The sequence below is a fragment of the Porticoccus sp. genome, assembly GCF_041592135.1.
Lineage (GTDB): Bacteria > Pseudomonadota > Gammaproteobacteria > Pseudomonadales > Porticoccaceae > Porticoccus.
The window spans coordinates 1-5,926 of the sequence record NZ_JBFHQR010000140.1 but is presented as its reverse complement, the minus strand read 5'-3'; the positions used below and the strand labels follow the sequence as shown (position 1 = coordinate 5,926).

Below are 5,926 nucleotides of genomic sequence, written 5' to 3'. Positions count from 1 at the left end.
TGACCCCAAATATTATTGTTAGTGGATTTATCACGTTTCCAAATACTCTAGGTATTTTTCAATTAGGTAAGCGACAGATTTACGTGCTTTCTCAAGTTCGGCTATCTCTGCGTTTCTAAGCGCACCTGCCGCTTTGCCTCTATGTCGACCTTGCTTGAGTGGAAGGGTATTAGCCAATTTTCCAATTTCATCCCACTCGGCACTTGTAATGCCTAGTTTTTGTATTGCGTTTTTCTTTGATCCAAACCTCTCGGAGAGAGAATCTCTAATTTCGTATAAATGAACCAACTCATCATCAGGGTCTTTCACTGATTTTTGGTAGCTCTTCAGCATTTGGTCAAGCGTGGCATCGGAATGCCTATATTTATCTACAAGAGATGCAAAACGCCTTTGTTTATCTAAACGCTCTCTTTTTGTGTCCGAGACAATATTTCCATCTTTATCTTTTACTACTAAGTCAACTGTTCCCGCACTCATGGTCATGACACAAGATTCAACTTCCAGAAAATGATTCTTTTTTCCATCTTCTCGAATATCCGTTCGGGATGGCTTACTCAATTCGAAGTCTTTATGCGTCATGATCTGGACAGCATGCAATCTACTATCGATTTGTCGGGTCAACTCTTCCCGTATTGAGCTATCTGCATGGTATATCTCGGGATCTATTATTGCGATTGCGACTCCATGCTTTATCTCGAGATTACCTCCTTCAAATGAAATTGAAATCGGTTCCTCTAGATATGTTTCAGGAGAATATTTCCATTCCAGTTGGACAGTTACAACTTTGCTCATTACTTATTCCACTAACGACGCCTTAAACGGGCGGAGCGCGACAGCGCGAAGCTCCGTTTGAAGGCTTTGTTATGTTCCTTTTTGCATTGCTTCCGCATACGCTCGCACTAACTCCGGTGACATTTCTGACTTGGGTTCATTTCTCATAAGCAAATTACTAATAATCGTGACCCATACTTCGGGCTGTTTTTCATTGGGGAGTTTCTGAACAAGTCCCATGGCCCAGTAGGTGTCTTGAAATTTTATGAGCTTCTCGTAGAAATAATTTAATTGCTTTAAGTTTTTGTTATACAGATAAAAGAAAGTTGCTGATATGAATTCAGACAACAACCCGGCAATTGTAGCAGTGGTTCCAGCCGCAGGAGTCTCATGCGTATATAACATGAAAACACCAAATAAAAGAGTAACCATTCCTACGGCCACTGAAACCAAACTTGCCCAAAAACTCCAACGAGCATGGTTGAGGTTAATCTCGTAATATCTTTGAAGTTTTTGGATTTCGTCTGGAGTAGTCAATTCATTCTCCTAGGAACATAACAGTCTGTTAATGAGGCCTTCGGCCTCATAATAATTATTAAAAGGCGGCCGCTGTAATATATTAGGCTGGTGGTCATGCCGCCTTTAACCCTTTGTAATTTCATCTGGTTTGTATCTTCTGCGGACGGGGCCTGTCATTACAGCGGCCTGCAATGGTTCGATGGCCATTGATTTTGCTAAAAAAGCGGAAGACGGATTTATATAATCAATATGTTTGAAAGGGGGTTCGATCATGGCGAAGTCACCGTTCCCTGGTTCCGTTGGAGGCCCTGCCGGTCGGGCGCTATAGCCGCCGCAGGATTTCGTCCTTCACTGGATTAAACGCGATATCCCCTTTCATGGCAAGACAGCCCCAGAGAGGCTGTCTGCCGCCGGTGTTGGGCGGTTTTTGACATCGAGCAACTGACTGAATCCGGCATGGGGGCTGGATTGGCCGCGATCAGCGATTGCGATCAAAGCGGCGACGGCGGCGGTAGGGGAACACATCGACGATCTTGCCGCCGCGAATCTGCTGCTGCAGTCCCCACCAGAATTCCACATCGTAGATATCGCCGTGCATTTCCTCAAAGGCTTTCCTCGCCCCTGGATTGCCGGAGAAGAACAGCCGGAATTCTTCCGGGAACACGTCGTTGGCCGCCACCGTGTACCAGGGCCGCAGGGACATTTCCTGCTCCTCGGTCTGCGGTTCCGGGATGCGCCGGAAGTTGCAGTCGGTGAGCGGGCAGATTTCGTCGTAATCGTAGAACACCACCCGCTTGTGGCGGGTGACGCCGAAGTTTTTCAGCAGCATGTCGCCGGGGAAGATGTTGGCGGCGGCCAGCTGCTTGATGGCGTTGCCGTATTCCTCCATGACGCCGCAGGTATCCTCTTCCGACGCCGTTTGCAGGAACAGGTTGAGGGGCGTCATGCGCCGTTCGGTGTAGAGGTGTTTGATGATCAGCCGGTCGCCCTCGATGTGCAGCAGGGAGGGGGCCACCTTTTGCAGTTCCTCCATCAATTCGTCGGAGAAGCGACTGCGGGGAAAGGAGAAGTTGGCGAACTCCTGGGTGTCCGCCATGCGGCCGATGCGGTCGTGGCGGGATACCAGGGTGTATTTGCTGCGCACGATCTCGTGGGTGACTTCCTTGGGCGGGTCGAACCTGTCCTTGATGATCTTGATGACGATGTCGTAGGACGGCAGCATGAACACCGACATCACCATGCCCTTGATGCCCGGTGCGATCACGAACTGGTCCTGGGAGTTGCGCAGGTGGCTGACAAATTCCCGGTAGAACTCGGTCTTGGCGTGTTTCGGGAAGCCTAGGGAGGCGTACACCTCGTTGTCGCCCTTGTGGGGCATCAGCTGCTTCAGAAAGTGCAGGTACAGGTAGGGCAGCGGCGCGTCCACCATGAAGTAGGTGCGGGTAAAGCTGAACACCACGCTCATCTCTTCGCGATTGAAAATGGCGGTGTCCACAAACAGCCCGCCATTCTCATTGTTGAGAATGGGCAGCACGATGGGAAAGAAGCGGTCGCCGTCGACAATACGGCCAATAATGTAGGCGGCCTTGCTGCGGTAAAACACCGATTCCAGAATATCGAATTTCAGCTCGGTCGCGCTGCCTTTGAGGTGGGGGCGCACCTGCTCCTCAAATTCCTGGGCGATGGCGCACACATCCCGCTCAAGGTTTTCACAGGGAATGGAAAATTCCGCATCCAGCAGGATCTGCTCGAAAATACCGTCAACTTTTTCCTGGCCGTCGTAGCGGACGTAGATGCTGTACTCGGCTTCGGGAATGGAGGCCATCTGTGACGACAGCACGTAGATCAGGTCGTCGTCGATCTTGTCGTGGTCGTTGATGTAGCCGAACACCGAATTGAAGAAGGTCTCGGCGATTTCGTAGTTGGGAAAGTTGAACACCAGCTGGGTGTAGACCGCCTTGGCCTGGCGCCACAGCTCCAGGTCGGTGATGTCCTTGTTGGTGACAGTGGCGAGCAGTTCCGACACCTGCCGCACCTTGCCCTTGTACAGCTCCAGGCGGTCCACATTGGCCCGCTGCACCGCATGCCAGTCCGCCTTCTCGAAGCGCGCCTTGGCCCCGAGGGTCATGTTCAGGTAGTCGGCAAAGTAACTGCGAAAACCATTGAGGATGGTTTTCGACATCCGCCGGGCGGTGCTGTTGCGAAAGAAAATGGTGTCGGGACAGTTCATGGGGCCATCCGGTGATCAGGCATCCAGCTTCAGGGAAGCCTTCAACTCCGCCAGGTGTTGACGGGATTCCTCGCGGCTGAGGGGAGGTTTTTCCCGGCTGTCGTCGGCGGGGTCGGGCAGTGCTAGTTGCTCGCCGCGAGCCAGGTCGCGGCTCAGGCGCCGATAGTGCTCCAGGAAAACCGGATAACTGCTGGCTTCCGCTTCATTGGCCAGCCGGTACCAGCCGGTTTCCAGCCCGGCGTGGTAGACCAGCGGGTGAGACCAGGAAAAGCGGGCTTTCGGGGAGGGCGCATTGCAGGCTTCCAGATAGGCCTGCCGCGGACTCGGCAACCCCTGGGGGTGATGATATTCCTCGCAACACTGCATCATGCGGTTGAGGGTGGGCAGGTAATCCGAGGTTTCGATGACCCGTTTGGCGCCCAGCAGAATCTGCTCGCTGCTGAAATGACCGAGTGCCTCCAGCCACAGGCGTTTGGCCTGGTTGAGCAGCTCGGTGTCGGCATAGGCGCTGTAGAACTGGTTGTGGTAGTTCAGCCGGAACAGGGCAAACACCTGGTTGATGCTGTCGACCAGCTGCGCCGGGCGTTCAGGTACCGGCCCAGCTGCGGTCGCTGAGTTCGTCGACGAGGGGGCGAGATCTTGTACTGCCCGATTGATGAGGTCGTTGCTGTTGTCCATGAGGGGTATCCTGGCTGTTGGCCGATTGCTGGCGGGACCACTCCCGTTTTACCTGTTGCAGAAACTTGGTGTTCCAGGAGCCGAAGAGCTGACCGCTGTCGCGCCAGTAGAGCACAAACTCCGGCACCAATCGCTCGGCAAAGGTGCGCGGAATATTGGCCAGGGTCAGCACCTCGAACAGTTCTTCGCTGGGTCGCCAGTCGGCGGCCAGCGGCCGGGGCAGGGTGTCGTGTTCCATGGCGCAGGTGAAGCGGGCCCACTGGCGTTTCACATGCATGATAAAGCGGGAATTCCAGGTGCTGGAGTGCTCGCCCCGCTCCATCCAGTAGAGCACGAACTCGGGGATGGCATCCTCGACAAAATTGCCGTTGATCCCCGCCTGCCGGGTAAGAATATCAAAGGCGTCCCGGGAGGGCTGCCAGTCCCGGCTCATGGCCGTTTCCTGGCCTCGCTTGGCCTCCTCGGTCTGCTGTTCCCGCCACAGCCGCAACACGTGCTTGATAAAGCGCGATCCCCAGCTGTAGCGGGGTTCGCCCCGTTCGCTCCAGTAGGTCACAAACTCGGGGATCTGCGTCGAGCAGAATTCGGCGGGAATATTGTATTGGGCCAGTTGCCGCAATACATCCTGTTCCGGTTGCCAGTCCGGGGAAATGGCCCGGCTGGCGGTGCGCGGGACCGGCGCGGCTGTCGGCGTGCGCACCTGGGAGGCGGTGCCGTCCTGTTCGTTGAAGGCAAAGCGCAGTTCGCCGCACTCCAGCAGCGGTGCCGACGCGATCAACAGGATGCCCTTGTCCCGCAGGCTGCTGGCGATGCGTTGCAGGTCGGCGGCGCGCCAGAACGGTGTCAGTTTCAGCAGCTGGTCGGCCGCGGTGGTGAGCCAGCGGTAACCCCCCTGCTGTTGCGGCAGGCCGTGGCACATCAGTTCATTCAGTGCCTGCAGCAATACCGCCTCTTCCAGACCGATGGTGGCGGCCAGTGAGGGGGAGATCACCAGAGGTTTTTCGGGGATAAGGGACATGGGGACACTCTATCAGAAACCTCCGGCCAAGTTTAGCGGGCGCCACCCCGGAGAAGTTGTTTTGTATTCCCTTTAATCGCCAGTAGAATCCCGGCAAAAGAACAACAAAATTAATTATTCGGTCATGCAATGAAGCCAAGGAGATATGCCGTCCCAGGGAGCGGGGCATGGAAATTGACGGGATGGATCCTGCTACCAGTAACAGCGCTGCTGTTGTCGCCCCCGTGGGCGAACGCGTCACCGAGTCTGACGGAAGATGACCTGATGGCCGATATTCCGGTGGCCCTGTCGGTCACCCGCCTGCCGCAGTCCACCTCGGATACCCCGATGGCGATCACGGTGATTGATCGCCAGATGATCGAATCCTCCGGTTTTATTGAAATTCCCGATCTGCTGAGACTGGTGCCCGGTTTTCAGGTGGGCCTGAGCTGGCGCGATCACCATACGGCGGTCACCTACCACGGCCAGTCCGACGGCCTGTCGCGCCGCATGCAGGTGCTGATCGACGGCCGGGTGGCGGTGGGTTCGCTGTTCGGGCTGGTGGACTGGGACCGCCTCGGCATTACCCTCGACGATATCGAGCGCATTGAGGTGATTCGGGGGCCCGCAGGGGTGGCCTACGGCTCCAATGCCTTTACCGGCGCCATCAATATCGTCACCCGCGAGATTTCGCTCCATCCCGGTTGGCGATTCACCACCGCCAGTGGCAG

The 5,926-nt window shown here is 55.3% G+C and carries 6 protein-coding genes; 1 reads left to right on the top strand and 5 read right to left on the bottom strand.

All coding sequences use genetic code 11. The features are described 5' to 3' along the window. Positions 1 to 30 precede the first annotated feature (30 nt). The 5 genes from ABY948_RS10750 to ABY948_RS10730 all read right to left on the bottom strand — a co-directional run bounded on the left by ABY948_RS10750 (position 31) and on the right by ABY948_RS10730 (position 5,216). The gene (locus ABY948_RS10750; RefSeq protein ID WP_461482537.1) at positions 31 to 792 is read right to left on the bottom strand and encodes a hypothetical protein; all 762 of its coding nucleotides are present in this window, start codon (positions 790 to 792) and stop codon (positions 31 to 33) included. A gap of 69 nt (positions 793 to 861) precedes the next feature. Further along, positions 862 to 1,308 (bottom strand): TRADD-N-associated membrane domain-containing protein, encoded by a 447-nt coding sequence (locus ABY948_RS10745; RefSeq protein WP_461482536.1) that lies wholly within the window; start codon positions 1,306 to 1,308, stop codon positions 862 to 864. Positions 1,309 to 1,768: 460 nt separating this feature from the next. Next, a complete protein-coding gene (aceK, locus tag ABY948_RS10740; RefSeq protein ID WP_461482535.1) occupies positions 1,769 to 3,520 on the bottom strand; it encodes a bifunctional isocitrate dehydrogenase kinase/phosphatase in 1,752 nt (583 codons plus the stop codon). Positions 3,521 to 3,535: 15 nt separating this feature from the next. Then, complete coding sequence (locus ABY948_RS10735) at positions 3,536 to 4,072, bottom strand: replication protein P (protein ID WP_461482534.1); 537 nt, start codon at positions 4,070 to 4,072, stop codon at positions 3,536 to 3,538. Positions 4,073 to 4,106: 34 nt separating this feature from the next. Next, the gene (locus ABY948_RS10730) at positions 4,107 to 5,216 is read right to left on the bottom strand and encodes a DnaT-like ssDNA-binding domain-containing protein (protein ID WP_461482533.1); all 1,110 of its coding nucleotides are present in this window, start codon (positions 5,214 to 5,216) and stop codon (positions 4,107 to 4,109) included. 264 nt (positions 5,217 to 5,480) lie between these two features. Here ABY948_RS10730 and ABY948_RS10725 point away from each other — a divergent pair. Further along, positions 5,481 to 5,926 (top strand): TonB-dependent receptor plug domain-containing protein (locus ABY948_RS10725; RefSeq protein ID WP_461482532.1); only part of this gene is annotated, 446 nt, incomplete at its 3' end.

What these genes read in the sequence shown, in the direction of transcription:
- ABY948_RS10750 (WP_461482537.1), bottom strand. Translation starts at nt 792, where the DNA reads ATGAGCAAAGTTGTAACTGTCCAACTGGAATGGAAATATTCTCCTGAA.
- aceK (WP_461482535.1), bottom strand. Translation starts at nt 3,520, where the DNA reads ATGAACTGTCCCGACACCATTTTCTTTCGCAACAGCACCGCCCGGCGG.
- ABY948_RS10730 (WP_461482533.1), bottom strand. Translation starts at nt 5,216, where the DNA reads ATGTCCCTTATCCCCGAAAAACCTCTGGTGATCTCCCCCTCACTGGCC.